The sequence below is a fragment of the Thalassospira lucentensis genome, from assembly GCF_050516545.1.
Classification (GTDB): Bacteria; Pseudomonadota; Alphaproteobacteria; order Rhodospirillales; family Thalassospiraceae; genus Thalassospira; species Thalassospira lucentensis_C.
Genome location: NZ_CP191544.1, coordinates 1,701,908 through 1,714,912, shown reverse-complemented (window position 1 = coordinate 1,714,912; position 13,005 = coordinate 1,701,908). Strand labels below are relative to the sequence as shown.

Here is a 13,005-nt window from a genome sequence, read left to right as displayed (position 1 = left end):
GGTTCTGTTATGTGCTAATGTGCATGGAACCGTGCCCTGACCAAATTCCACAAGGATAGATTGCCCATGTTCAGTCCGTTCGAACGTATGGTGGCCTTCCGCTACCTGCGTCCACGTCGGCAGGAAGGCTTTGTTTCGGTCATTGCCATCTTTTCGTTGCTTGGCATCATGCTTGGCGTTGCAACGCTGATTATTGTCATGTCTGTGATGAATGGTTTCCGTGCTGAGTTGCTTGGCCGCATTTTGGGCCTGAACGGGCACATTTCCATTTATGCGCAGGGGAATGGCGGGATTGGCGATTACGCAGCCATCGAAAAACAGATTGCCGAAACCGGCAATGTCATGATGACCGTCCCGGTGGTCGAAGGGCAGGTGATGGCATCGAAGAATGGTCGTGCATCTGGTGCGATTGTCCGTGGGATGCGCCCGGAAGATGTCAAAAAACGCAAAACAATCGCCGATAACATCGTTTTTGGATCGCTTGACGATTATAAGGGCGACGATACGGTGATCATGGGTGCGCGCCTTGCCATGAAGCTTGGTGTGGGTGTGGGGGATACGGTCAATCTGATTTCGCCAAAGGGCAATGTCACCGCATTTGGCGCCGTACCACGTGTGCGGGCCTATACGGTTGCCGGGCTGTTTGACATCGGCATGTATGAATATGACAGCGGATTTATCTTTATGCCGCTGAGTGCCGCACAGGTTTATTTCCGTCTGCCCGAACAGATTACGCATTTTGAAGTCATGCTTGATGATATTTCATCGCTTGATGACACAATGGATGCATTACTGACGACCCTTTCTGGTGAACGGTTGCGCCTTGTGAATTGGCAGCAATCAAATGCAGGGTTCTTTAATGCGCTTCAGGTCGAACGGAATGTCATGTTCCTGATCCTGACCCTGATCATTCTTGTGGCCGCCTTTAACATCATTTCGGGCATGGTCATGCTGGTGAAAGACAAGGGGCGCGATATTGCGATCTTGCGCACCATGGGGGCGACCCGCCGATCCATCATGAAGGTGTTCTTCCTTGCCGGGGCATCCATCGGGGTGCTCGGAACGATCAGCGGTGTGGCCATTGGTGTGTTGTTCTGTCTGAATATCGAAAATATCCGCCAAGCAATCCAAAGCCTTACGGGAACGGATCTGTTCAATGCCGAGATTTATTTCCTGTCGCAACTTCCAGCTGACATGGATATCGGCGAAGTGGTTCTGGTGTGTGTCATGTCCTTGACCCTGTCGTTTCTTGCCACGGTTTATCCGGCTTGGCGTGCCTCGCGGCTCGATCCGGTGGAGGCCCTTCGTTATGAGTGATCTGATCAAAACAACAGCCAAGCAGCGTTCGCGTAATGTTGTTCTGCGTCTTGAGAAAATCGACCGTATTTTCAATCAGGGCCCGGATCAGCTTGAAATTCTGAAATCGGTCGATCTTGAAATCCATCAGGGTGAAATTGTTGCCCTTGTTGGTCCGTCCGGTGCGGGTAAGTCGACACTTCTTCAGATCGCAGGCTTGCTTGAAAAGCCGGATGGCGGGCTGGTATCCATCGGAGGGAAGCGCAGTACAGATTTATCTGATCTCGCGCGAACCGAAATGCGCCGCAACCACATCGGGTTTGTCTATCAGTACCATCATTTGCTGCCGGAATTTTCAGCCATTGAAAATGTCGTCATGCCGCAAATGATCAATGGGCTGAAACGATCAGAAGCCCAGGAACGCGGTCTTGAATTGCTGCGCTGTCTGGGGCTTGAAAATCGCGCAGAACATCGTCCGGCACGGTTGTCGGGCGGCGAGCAGCAACGTGTTGCGATTGCGCGTGCCCTGGCCAATGTGCCCGATGTCTTGTTTGCCGATGAGCCAACCGGGAACCTTGATCCGCAAACGGCAGCCACCGTGTTTGGCATGTTGATGACCTTGGTGCGTGAAACCGGTTTGGCGTCGCTAATCGCGACCCATAACCCTGAACTGGCCCGTCAGATGGACCGTGTTGTGACCTTGCGTGATGGTCATTTGATCGAACTTGATCCGGCTGAACTTTCCTAAGCGATCAAAATTCATTAAGCTGATAACACGCACCGTTTCGCCATAGGGCGAAAGGGTGCGTTATCTGCGTTTTATTGAAAAATCAGAAGGTTACCAACGATGGAAAACGGTTTCGTCCATCTTCGTGTTCACACCAACTATTCGCTTGCCGAAGGTGCCATCACGACGAAGGAGCTTGCCAAGCTTTGCGCAGCTGACGGCCAACCCGCCGTTGCGATGACCGATACCGACAATATGTTTGGTGCACTTGATTTTGCAGGCGCGCTGAGTGGTGACGGCATTCAACCGATCCTTGGCGTTCAGATGGGGGTTGAACGGTTTGGGGACAAACCGGCTGTTGGCAAAATCGCCCGCGAACCGATGCCCGATCGACTTGTCCTGATCGCGCAGAACAAGGAAGGGTATTTCAACCTTCTGAAAATTGTTTCGCGCGCGCATATGACATCCGAGGCCGGGAGTGAGCCAAAGGCGCTTTATGAACATATCCGCACCTATGCCGATCATGTCATTTGCCTGACAGGTGGTCCGACCGGGCCGCTTGCGCGGTTACTCGCCGAAGAGCAGCTTGATAAGGCAGAAGGCTGCCTGGCCCAGCTAAAAGACATTTTTGGTGACCGGCTTTATATTGAATTGCAGCGTCACGGGGCAGAACTTGAAGATCAGGTTGAACCGGGGCTGATCAAGCTTGCCTATGATCATAATGTGCCGCTGGTGGCGACCAATAACTGTTATTTCCCGTCCGTTGATATGTATGAAGCCCATGATGTTTTCATCTGCATCGGGCAGGGGGCGGTTGTTGGTCAGGATGAACGCTGGAAACTGACACCGGACCATCGGTTTAAGACGTCTGCTGAAATGCGCGATCTGTTCGCAGACATTCCGGAAGCCTGCGACAACACAATCGCAATTGCCAAACGCTGCTCCTGGCATGTCGAGAAAATTGACCCGATCCTGCCGCCCTTTGATTGTGGCGAAGGCCGAACCGAGGTGGACGAACTGCGCCATATGTCGGAAGAAGGCCTGAAACATCGTCTGGAAAAGTATGTCTATACCGAAGACATGTCCGATGCCGATAAGGAAGAGACCGCCAAACCGTATCGGGAACGGCTGGACTATGAACTTGGCATCATTAATCAGATGGGTTTTCCGGGTTACTTCCTGATCGTTGCGGATTTCATCCAATGGGCAAAGGATCATGAAATTCCGGTCGGTCCGGGCCGTGGTTCCGGTGCGGGGTCGCTTGTTGCCTATGCGCTTTTGATTACCGACCTTGATCCGTTGCGCTTTTCGCTTCTGTTCGAACGTTTCCTTAATCCGGAACGTGTGTCCATGCCTGACTTTGACGTCGATTTCTGTCAGGATCGGCGCGGTGAAGTGATTGAGTATGTGCAGAAAAAATACGGTCACGACCGTGTCGCACAGATCATCACATTCGGTAAGCTACAGGCAAAGGCCGCTGTGCGTGATGTTGGCCGTGTTCTCAGCATCCCGTATGGTTATGTCGATAAAATCTGTAAAATGATTCCGGGCGATCCGGCCAAACCGATCCCGCTTAAAGAAGCGATCGACATGGAACCGGACCTGCGCCGGATTGCACGCGAAGATCCCGATATCGACCGCTTGCTGTCGATCGCCATGCAGATCGAAGGTCTTTATCGTAACTCGTCGACCCACGCGGCCGGTGTGGTGATCGGGGACCGTGATCTCGATGAGCTGGTCCCGATTTATCGCGATCCGCGTTCGGATATGCCAGTCACGCAGTTCAACATGAAATATGTTGAGAATGCCGGCCTGGTGAAGTTTGACTTCCTTGGTCTTAAAACGCTGACGGTGATTATCGAGGCCATCAAGTTGATGCGTCAGCGCAAAGACGTTCCGCAAGACTTTGATATTAGCGCGATTGAACTTGATGACAGGCCATCCTTCAAGCTGTTGTCGGCTGCAGAAACAGTCGGAGTGTTTCAGCTTGAATCCCAAGGGATGCAGGATGTGCTGCGCGGTCTGAAACCCGATACGTTAGAAGATATTATCGCTGTCGTGGCGCTGTATCGTCCGGGGCCGATGGATAATATTCCGCATTACATCGCGCGTAAGCATGGTCAGGAAGAACCTGACTACATGCACCCGATGCTGCAGCCGATCCTCGAAGAAACCTATGGCATCATGATCTATCAGGAACAGGTCATGGAGCTGGCCCAGATCATGGCTGGCTATTCACTTGGTGGTGCAGATTTGCTGCGTCGTGCCATGGGTAAGAAAATCGCCGAGGAGATGGAAAAACAGCGTGGGCTGTTTGTTGACGGTTCTGCAAAAAACGGTGTGGAGCGCGGACAGGCATCTGACATCTTTGATCAGGTTGCAAAGTTCGCATCCTACGGCTTTAACAAATCGCACGCAGCGGCCTATGCGCTGGTGGCGTATCAAACGGCGTTTCTGAAGGCCAACTACCCGGTCGAATTCATGGCCGCCTTGATGACGCTTGATATGCACAACACTGAAAAACTTGCGGTGTTCAAGCAGGAAGTCGAACGGCTTGAGATCGAAATACTGCCGCCCTGCATTAACAACTCGCAAGTGACGTTCTCGGTTGAAAACCACGATGGTGTAGGCAAAATTCGCTATGCCTTGGCGGCAATCCGCAATGTTGGCGATGCGGCAATGGAAAGTCTGGTGGCGGAACGCGAAGCAAACGGACCGTTTCGCGATATTACGGATTTTGCATCGCGGATCGATAGCCGTGCGGTCAATAAACGGCTTCTGGAAAATCTAGTGCGGGCAGGAGGACTTGATTGTCTTACTTCGAACCGCAAAGTCATGTTTGAAAATGTCGATAAAGTCATCGGCGTTGCCCAGCGCGAAATGCAGGCACGCAACGACGATCAGATTTCGATGTTTGGCGAAAGCAGCGGTTTTGGCAAAGACAAGATCCGCCTGCCCGAAGACCGTGACTGGGTGCCGATGGAAAAACTGACCGAAGAATTCTCGGCAATCGGTTTTTATCTTTCGGCCCATCCCCTTGATACCTTTGGCAAAAGCATCCAGCGCATCGGGATTGCCCCGATCAAAGAATTGCCGGCCCGTATGAGGGCACAAAACAAAGGTGCAATTCGTCTTGCCGGAACATTGATCAATGCGCGTGAAATGATTTCCAAAAAGAACGGATCAAAGTTCGCCTTTGTGATGTTCTCTGACCCGACGGGAAGCTTTGAAGTTGCCTTTTGGGCCGAAGCCTGGGCCGCGTATAAGGAAATCATCAATGCGGGCCGCCCGGTTCTGTTGGTTGTTGCGGCTGAAATGCGCGAAGGGCAGCTGCGTATTCAAGGTCAGCGGGTTGAAGACCTTGAACAAGCCGTTACCGGTGCCGCCGAAGGTATTCGTATTCGGCTGAATAAACCCGATCCGGTGGCGGAAATCCGCCAGTTGCTTGAAAGTGCAGGCAAGGGACGGGGGCTTGTGACGCTGTCATCTATGTGTGATGACGGCCGAATGGCTGAAATCGAACTTGAAGATAACTACAAAGTCGGCCCATCTCTTATCGGGGCGATTGGCGCTATTCCCGGTGTGGAATTTGCCGAAGAAATCTGATGATTTCATCTGCTTGGCAGGTTTGTGAAGGCCAAAGGTTCACAAACCGCGCATTTGTAGATACTTTAAGGCTTGCATTCTTTGCGGGACGGGATTAAAAACCGCCCCGAACATCGCACGCGAAAGAGCGGCGACTGCCGTCATATGGCAACTCGTCCATCCGGTGTTTCATGCATGAGGCATGAAATTCCCTTTCGCGGAGGTATTAACCGGAAAAAGGTAGGAATTATCATGGCTTTGCCAACCTTTACCATGCGCCAGCTCATGGAAGCTGGTGTCCACTTTGGTCACCACACCCGCCGTTGGAATCCGAAGATGAAACAGTACATCTTCGGTGCACGTAACGACATCCACATCCTGAACCTGCAGGAAACCGTCCCGATGCTGCATCGTGCGATGCAAGCTGTTCGCGACGTAACTGCTTCGGGTGGTCGTGTCCTCTTTGTCGGTACCAAGCGTCAAGCTTCGCCGATCATTGCTGAAGCAGCAAAACGTTGCGGCCAGTATTACGTGAACCATCGTTGGCTCGGCGGTATGCTGACCAACTGGAACACTGTTTCCAACTCGATCAAACGCCTCAAAGAGCAGGAAGAAATCCTGTCCAATGGTGCTGAAGGTCTGACCAAAAAAGAAATCCTGAATCTGACCCGTTCGCGCGATAAACTTGAGCGCGCGCTTGGCGGTATTAAGGACATGGGTGGTCTGCCGGACATTATTGTCGTGGTTGACACCAACAAAGAAGCACTTGCTATTCAAGATGCAAAAAACCTGAAGATTCCGGTCGTTGCGATCCTCGACACCAACTCTGATCCGGCACACGTTCAGTTCCCGATTCCGGGCAACGATGACGCGATCCGTGCGATCCAGCTTTATTGCGATCTGTTCGTTGGTTCTGTTCTGGACGGTATCCAGGAAGAAATGACCGCATCTGGCGCAGATCTCGGTGAAGCGGAAGAAGTTCCGGCTGAAGCGAGCGCGACTGAAGAAGCAGCTGCAGAAGCAGCTTCCGCATAACTTTCATTTTGTACCCGATTAAACGGCGGCTAGCATGCCGCCGTTTTCTTAGGTGTTAACTTGATTGCGTAATAGGGGCTTAAAAAATGGCTATTACCGCTGCTCTCGTGAAAGAGCTTCGCGAAACCACCGGCGCTGGCATGATGGATTGCAAAAAGGCGCTGTCTGAAACCGATGGTAATGTTGATGCAGCTGTTGATTGGCTGCGTACCAAAGGTCTGGCAAATGCAGCCAAGAAAGCAGGCCGTGTTGCTGCTGAAGGTCTGGTTGCTGTTGCCGTTAACGGTACCAAAGGTGCAGTTGTCGAGCTGAACGCTGAAACCGATTTTGTTTCGCGTAATGAAGACTTCCAGAAATTCGTTCGTGAAATTGCAGTTCAGGCTGTCGGTGTAAACGGCGATGTCGACGCACTGAAAGCTGCTGCTTTCCCGGGTACGCCCCGTAACGTCGAAGAACAGGTCACGCACATGATCGCCACCATCGGCGAAAACATGTCCCTGCGTCGTTCGACTGGTTTGTCGGTCGAAAAAGGTGTTGTTGCTTCTTACATCCACTCCGCTGTTGCGACCGATCTCGGTAAAATTGGCGTTCTGGTGGCTCTGGAATCCGAAGCAGACGCTGCTGTTCTTGACGGTCTTGGTAAACAGATCGCTATGCACATTGCAGCAACCAACCCGGCTTCGGCAACGGTTGACGATCTGGACCCGGAATTGGTCGAGCGTGAAAAAGCAGTTCTGACCGATCAGGCTAAAGAATCAGGCCGTCCGGTAGAGATCATCGAAAAAATGATCGAAGGCCGTATCCGTAAATATTACGAGCAGGTTGTTCTGGTTGAACAGACCTTCGTTATTGACGGTGAAAACAAAGTCAAAACCGTGATCGAAAACACTGCCAAAGAAGCTGGCAAGCCGATTACCCTTAAAGGTTTTGTACGCTTCGAACTCGGTGAAGGCATCGAGAAAGAAGAAAAAGACTTTGCGGCAGAAGTTGCTGAGCAGCTGAGCAAATAAACATCTGTTCGGAATGGTGCTTTGATCACCATTTCGTGTATGATCCAGACCGGCGAGGTCGGCAGTGCAAGTCCGCCCTGTTACTCGCCGGTCTTTTTATATCTGAATTTTGCATTTCCCGTGTTTGGGCAATGCGCTACATCGGCATTTAAGAGGCATTAAGACATGGCAGAAAACGACCAACTGAAATTTCGCCGCGTCCTTCTTAAGCTCTCGGGTGAGGGGCTTTTAGGAAAACAGCAATATGGTATTGATCCTGAAACGGTTGACCGGATTGCCAGCGAAATCAAAGTCGTTCATGACATGGGTGCTGAAGTTTGCATGGTTATTGGCGGCGGGAACATCTTCCGCGGCGTCAAAGGTGCTTCTCAGGGGATGGAACGCGCCACAGCCGACTATATGGGCATGCTGGCAACCATTATGAATGCGCTGGCGGTTCAAAACGCGCTTGAGCGCCACGGGATTCAAACCCGTGTGCAGTCTGCCATCCCGATGTCTTCTGTTTGCGAACCCTATATTCGCCGTCGTGCTGTACGCCACATGGAAAAAGGTCGCGTTGTGATCTTTGCGGCGGGGACGGGTAATCCGTTCTTTACCACGGATACTGCTGCTGCTTTGCGCGCGGTTGAAATGGGCTGTGATGCGTTGCTTAAGGGGACTCAGGTTGACGGCGTTTATACGGCTGATCCGAAAACCGACCCGACAGCGAAACGTTATGATTCCCTGACTTATATGGATGTTTTGTCCAAAGATTTGCGTGTTATGGATGCATCGGCTATTTCTTTGGCACGCGAAAATGATATTCCGGTTATTGTGTTTTCTTTGCATAATCCGGGTGCCTTTGCAGACGTTGTCTCTGCGAAGGGGACGTTTACGATTATTTCGAATGGAGACTGACCGTGTCTGACGTTGCTGGCCTAAAAAAGGACCTGTCCCGCCGTATGGAAGGGGCTGTAGAAGTGTTGCACAAGGAATTTACCGGTCTGCGTACCGGTCGCGCCAGTGTGAGCCTTCTTGAGCCGGTCATGGTTGAAGCTTATGGCGTTCCGACCCCGCTTAATCAGGTGGCATCAGTTAGTGTTCCAGAGGCACGTATGCTTTCGGTTCAGGTCTGGGATAAAACCATGGTCAAGTCGGTTGAAAAGGCCATCCGCGATGCGGGTCTTGGTCTGAACCCGGCTGCTGATGGAACCCTTGTTCGCGTGCCGATTCCGGCATTGAACGAAGAACGTCGCGCGGAACTGTCCAAAGTCGCTGGTAAATATGCCGAACAGGCTAAAATTTCCGTGCGTAACGTCCGCCGCGATGGCATGGATCAGTTGAAGAAATGGGAAAAAGACAGCGACATTTCCAAAGACGAAATGCATGACGAAGAAAAAGAGATTCAGAAGCTGACCGATAAGGTCATCGGCGAGATCGACGAGTCGCTATCGCATAAAGAACAGGAAATCATGCAAGTCTGATTATGGCTGTACTTTCTTCTCAATCTCATCCGTCAGAACCGCTATCTGTTCCGCGTCACGTTGCCATCATCATGGATGGCAACGGACGCTGGGCACGTGGTCGTGGACGCCCGCGTACGATGGGACATCGTGCGGGCGTGGAGGCTGTGCGCCGAACGATCGAAGCATCTGTTGAACTTGGTATCGAGTATCTCACGCTTTACGGGTTTTCGACGGAAAACTGGAAGCGCCCGGAAAGCGAAGTCAATGATTTGATGGGGCTTTTACGGTTGTTCCTAAAGCGTGAGCTGGCCAATTTGCATAAAAACGGCATAAAGATCCGGATTATTGGCGACCGTTCGCGGTTCGCCGAGGACATCCGCGAACTTTTGAGCAAAGCCGAACAACAAACGTCTGAAAATACCCGTCTTAATCTGACGATTGCGCTGAGTTACGGGGCGCGCGCCGAAATCACCGATGCCATGCGCGAAATTGCGAAAAAGGTGGCGTCTGGTGAACTTTCGGTCGATGCGGTGACGGAAGATTTGATCGAACAGAATTTGTCGACCGTGGGTATTCCTGATCCGGATCTTTTGATCAGAACTAGTGGAGAACAACGGATTAGCAACTTCTTGCTGTGGCAGTCGGCCTATACTGAGTTCGTCTTTGAGGATGTTCTGTGGCCTGATTTTGATCGTAGCCATCTGGAAAAAGCCATTGACAACTTTGCCGGACGGGAGCGGCGTTTTGGTGCAGTCATCTGAAGCCGAACGTCAAAAAGATAACAATTCCGGACTGATGCCGCGCGTTCTTTCTGCGCTGGTTATGACACCTGTCGCAATAGCAGCGGTCTGGTTCGGCTCTCCCTATTTTGATGTTCTTCTATTCTTGTTTTCCGCTGGAATGATGTGGGAATGGTCGCGAATGTGCGCACCGGGGCACTATAACGGTGTTTCTGTTGTTGCGGCTGTCGCACTTGGCGTTGCCATGCTGATGCAAGTAACCGGGCAGGAAGAATATATTGTCATGCCGATTGCTATTAGCGTGATCATTGCAGCAGCGCGCTCAGGACGAAACTGGCTGATCGCAGGCTTTGGGGTGCTTTATGTCTCGCTTGCGGGATTGACGGCCTTGTGGCTTCGCAGTCAGGATGGTGATGGTCTATTGATCATTATGTGGTTGTTCTTCCTTGTTTGGGCTACCGATACAGGTGGCTATGCCTTTGGCAAGGCGATTGGCGGACCCAAGCTTGCCCCACGTTTCAGCCCAAAGAAAACCTGGGCAGGGCTGGTTGGCGGGATGGTCTGCGCTGGCCTGATCGGCGGACTTGTGACTTACTTCAGTGCCGATGCTATAAACTGGACGATTGTTGTTGTGAGTATGGCTTTGGCGATCGTAGCGCAGATCGGTGATCTTGGTGAATCCGCGCTCAAACGTCATTTCAAGGTGAAAGACAGCAGCAACCTGATCCCGGGGCATGGTGGATTACTTGATCGCGCTGACGGGATGTTGTCGGTGTTTCCGATTGCATTTGTTATGATCTGTTTCGCAGGGCTGGCTCTGCGATAAGGCGGTCATGTAACCGACCGTTTGCACACAGGTGTTTAATGACTTTGAAGAAATCGGTCAGTGTTTTTGGTGTTACCGGGTCGATTGGGACCAGTACGGTCGATATTCTTAAAACCCACGCTGACAAATACAGCGTTGATGCCGTTACGGCACATAGCAATGTCGACGCGTTGGCCGCTATTGCCAAAGATGTCGGTGCAAAATGCGCGGTAATTGGCGACCCTGCTTATTTTAATCAGCTTCGCGACGCATTGGCGGGCACGGACATTGAAGTTGGTGCAGGTGAAAGTGCGTTGATTGAGGCGGCTGAACGCCCGTCTGATATTGTCATCGCGGCAATCGTCGGTGCAGCGGGGTTAAAGCCAACATTGGCAGCCATTCGCCGTGGAGCGCGTGTCGGGCTTGCCAATAAAGAAACCTTGGTGTGTGCCGGTGCGCTGATGACAGCCGAAGTCGTGAAGCACAATGCGACCCTTATCCCGGTTGATTCTGAACATAGTGCAATTTTTCAGGTTCTCGAAGATCGGCCAGAAGACCGGGTTGACCGGATATTGTTAACGGCTTCGGGTGGTCCATTTCGGGAATGGTCGTTGGCAGATATGAAGTCTGTGACCCGTGTACAGGCATTGGCTCACCCGAATTGGGAAATGGGCGCAAAAATTTCAATCGATTCGGCGACAATGATGAATAAGGGCCTTGAGCTTATCGAAGCTTGGCACTTATTTCCTGTATCCGAAGAGCGCATTGAAATTGTTGTTCATCCACAATCCGTCGTGCATAGCATGGTTGAATATTCTGATGGTTCTGTGCTGGCGCAGCTTGGTTCGCCTGATATGCGAACCCCCATTGCCTATGCGCTTTCATGGCCTGATCGGATCCGGGTCGATGTGAAGCGTCTTGATTTTGCCACGATCGGCAGCTTGAACTTCCAGAGACCAGATACAAAACGCTTCCCGGCACTTCGGTTGGCACGAGAAGCCTTGCAGGAAGGTGGGACACTGCCTACTGTCCTGAACGGTGCGAATGAAGTCGCTGTCGACGCCTTTTTGAAAGACAAAATCGGTTTCCTTGAGATTGCCGGGATTGTCGAAGAGGTTATGGGTAAGGTCGGCAGTGAGAAGCTGACGAATCTGGATCAGGTATTTGAAACAGATGCGCGGGTACGCCGTGAAACCGCTGCGATGATTGCAGCTGTTTGAGTTAAAATCTCCGGTCTGACCGGACAAGGGACGTCTTGATGGAAACCTTACTTGCCTTTCTTTTTGTGCTGTCTGTTCTCGTATTCGTTCATGAATATGGACACTATTGGGTTGCGATCAAAAACGGCGTCAAAGTCGAAGCATTTTCAATTGGTTTTGGGCCTGAACTGTTTGGCTGGCAGGATAAAAAAGGCACCCGCTGGAAAGTTAGCCTTATCCCGCTTGGCGGCTATGTGAAGATGTTTGGCGACATGAACCCCGCCAGTGCCGGGCACCGTGATGACATCGACGCGGAAGAAGCAAAATACGCATTCCATCACAAAGGGGTTGGTGCGCGGGCGGCGATTGTCTTTGCGGGTCCACTTGCAAACTTCATTTTTGCCATTGTGGTTTTTACCGTCTTGTTCGCAGCCGTTGGTCAACAGCGTGCATTGCCGGTTGTTGGCAAGGTGCTTGTAAACAGCCCGGCCGCTGCTGCGGGTCTTATGACCGATGACCGTATCACCGGGATTGATGGCCAAACCGTCGAATGGTTCTCTGAACTTTCTGAAATCGTTCGGGCACATCCGGCGGAAGTGCTTGCACTATCTGTTTTGCGTGAAGGTGACACTCTTGCGCTTTCAGTCACGCCTGAGGCCGTTGAGGCAGAAGAGGGCGGTAGCAATCAAACATTTGGGCGCCTTGGCATAACAGCCGGCGCATTTGAAACCAGCCGTGATGGCGTTATTGATTCCGTAAGGCGGGCGTTTGAAACATCCTATACGCTGACCAGTCAGACCTTCGCTGCAATTGGCGAAATGATCAGTGGCGATCGTGACAGTTCCGAGTTGGGTGGTCCGATCCGGATTGCACAAATGTCTGGTGAGGTTGCCGAAGGCGGATTGGGGCCGCTATTGTTCTTCATGGGCTATTTGTCCATCAGCTTGGGTTTGATCAATCTGATGCCTGTTCCGGTTCTGGATGGGGGACATCTTGTGTTTTACGCGGTTGAGGCAATTCGCGGTAAGCCATTGGGGGCAAAAGCACAAGAATATGGTTTCCGTATTGGCGCGGGTTTGGTATTCAGCTTAATAATTTTTGCAACGTGGAACGATTTGACGCAATTGGGTGTCTTTAGTTTCCTCAAAGGACTTGCTGGCTAA

The 13,005-nt window shown here is 51.7% G+C and carries 11 protein-coding genes; all 11 read left to right on the top strand.

Annotated elements, in window-relative coordinates; genetic code table 11:
- Positions 1-66: 66 nt before the first annotated feature.
- Positions 67-1,317 (top strand): lipoprotein-releasing ABC transporter permease subunit, encoded by a 1,251-nt coding sequence (locus tag ACQ0MK_RS07985; protein WP_430475563.1) that lies wholly within the window; start codon positions 67-69, stop codon positions 1,315-1,317.
- Positions 1,310-2,044 (top strand): ABC transporter ATP-binding protein, encoded by a 735-nt coding sequence (locus ACQ0MK_RS07980; RefSeq protein WP_350045981.1) that lies wholly within the window; start codon positions 1,310-1,312, stop codon positions 2,042-2,044. Before ACQ0MK_RS07985 ends, ACQ0MK_RS07980 begins: the two co-directional genes overlap by 8 nt.
- Positions 2,045-2,143: 99 nt before the next feature.
- Positions 2,144-5,629 carry a DNA polymerase III subunit alpha gene (gene dnaE, locus ACQ0MK_RS07975; RefSeq protein ID WP_430475562.1) on the top strand — a complete coding sequence of 1,162 codons (3,486 nt, stop codon included), beginning with the start codon at positions 2,144-2,146 and terminating at the stop codon, positions 5,627-5,629.
- Positions 5,630-5,860: 231 nt separating this feature from the next.
- A complete protein-coding gene (gene rpsB / locus ACQ0MK_RS07970; protein WP_430475561.1) occupies positions 5,861-6,643 on the top strand; it encodes a 30S ribosomal protein S2 in 783 nt (260 codons plus the stop codon).
- 86 nt (positions 6,644-6,729) lie between these two features.
- On the top strand, positions 6,730-7,653 hold the full coding sequence (gene tsf, locus ACQ0MK_RS07965; RefSeq protein WP_430475560.1) for a translation elongation factor Ts: 924 nt from the start codon (positions 6,730-6,732) through the stop codon (positions 7,651-7,653).
- A 165-nt stretch (positions 7,654-7,818) separates the two neighbouring features.
- A complete protein-coding gene (gene pyrH / locus ACQ0MK_RS07960; protein ID WP_350045979.1) occupies positions 7,819-8,550 on the top strand; it encodes a UMP kinase in 732 nt (243 codons plus the stop codon).
- 2 nt (positions 8,551-8,552) lie between these two features.
- A complete protein-coding gene (gene frr / locus ACQ0MK_RS07955) occupies positions 8,553-9,116 on the top strand; it encodes a ribosome recycling factor (protein ID WP_350044215.1) in 564 nt (187 codons plus the stop codon).
- A gap of 2 nt (positions 9,117-9,118) precedes the next feature.
- The gene (locus ACQ0MK_RS07950) at positions 9,119-9,859 is read left to right on the top strand and encodes an isoprenyl transferase (RefSeq protein ID WP_430475559.1); all 741 of its coding nucleotides are present in this window, start codon (positions 9,119-9,121) and stop codon (positions 9,857-9,859) included.
- Positions 9,846-10,664: a phosphatidate cytidylyltransferase gene (locus ACQ0MK_RS07945; protein WP_430475558.1), complete on the top strand. Its 819-nt coding sequence runs from the start codon at positions 9,846-9,848 to the stop codon at positions 10,662-10,664. The genes ACQ0MK_RS07950 and ACQ0MK_RS07945 overlap by 14 nt, the downstream gene beginning before the upstream one ends.
- Positions 10,665-10,702: 38 nt before the next feature.
- The gene (locus ACQ0MK_RS07940; RefSeq protein ID WP_430475557.1) at positions 10,703-11,863 is read left to right on the top strand and encodes a 1-deoxy-D-xylulose-5-phosphate reductoisomerase; all 1,161 of its coding nucleotides are present in this window, start codon (positions 10,703-10,705) and stop codon (positions 11,861-11,863) included.
- 38 nt (positions 11,864-11,901) lie between these two features.
- A complete protein-coding gene (gene rseP, locus ACQ0MK_RS07935) occupies positions 11,902-13,005 on the top strand; it encodes an RIP metalloprotease RseP (RefSeq protein ID WP_430475556.1) in 1,104 nt (367 codons plus the stop codon).

Coding starts and splice junctions, on each gene's coding strand:
- ACQ0MK_RS07985 (WP_430475563.1), top strand. CDS start 67: ATGTTCAGTCCGTTCGAACGTATGGTGGCCTTCCGCTACCTGCGTCCA.
- ACQ0MK_RS07980 (WP_350045981.1), top strand. CDS start 1,310: ATGAGTGATCTGATCAAAACAACAGCCAAGCAGCGTTCGCGTAATGTT.
- dnaE (WP_430475562.1), top strand. CDS start 2,144: ATGGAAAACGGTTTCGTCCATCTTCGTGTTCACACCAACTATTCGCTT.
- rpsB (WP_430475561.1), top strand. CDS start 5,861: ATGGCTTTGCCAACCTTTACCATGCGCCAGCTCATGGAAGCTGGTGTC.
- tsf (WP_430475560.1), top strand. CDS start 6,730: ATGGCTATTACCGCTGCTCTCGTGAAAGAGCTTCGCGAAACCACCGGC.
- pyrH (WP_350045979.1), top strand. CDS start 7,819: ATGGCAGAAAACGACCAACTGAAATTTCGCCGCGTCCTTCTTAAGCTC.
- ACQ0MK_RS07950 (WP_430475559.1), top strand. CDS start 9,119: ATGGCTGTACTTTCTTCTCAATCTCATCCGTCAGAACCGCTATCTGTT.
- ACQ0MK_RS07940 (WP_430475557.1), top strand. CDS start 10,703: ATGACTTTGAAGAAATCGGTCAGTGTTTTTGGTGTTACCGGGTCGATT.
- rseP (WP_430475556.1), top strand. CDS start 11,902: ATGGAAACCTTACTTGCCTTTCTTTTTGTGCTGTCTGTTCTCGTATTC.